The following is a 244-nucleotide window of genomic DNA, read 5'->3' as shown; positions in this document are numbered from 1 at the left end:
AAGGCGACAGCCGTGTGCCAATGAACGATGACGTTCCAGCTACTTTCGACGATGGTTCAACTACGAAGACAGTTGATGGAGTTGGTACATACACAGTAGCTTCAGAAGGAACTGTAACTTTTGTTCCAGAGAAATCATTTATTGGAACAGCACCAGCAGTGACAGTGGTTCGTGAAGATAAGAACGGAACCAAAGCTTCTGCGACTTACACACCAACTGTGACACCAGTAACTCCAACAGCAAC

At 45.9% G+C, this 244-nt stretch carries 1 protein-coding gene; it reads left to right on the top strand.

Annotated features, from left to right (window positions below):
• Window positions 1-244 (top strand): hypothetical protein (locus tag AX662_RS10175; protein ID WP_156430715.1); only part of this gene is annotated, 244 nt, incomplete at both ends.

This window comes from Streptococcus sp. CCH5-D3 (assembly GCF_001556435.1).
Taxonomy (GTDB): domain Bacteria; phylum Bacillota; class Bacilli; order Lactobacillales; family Streptococcaceae; genus Streptococcus.
Note: the sequence above shows the minus strand (reverse complement) of the source record. Positions and strands in the feature narration are given on the sequence as shown.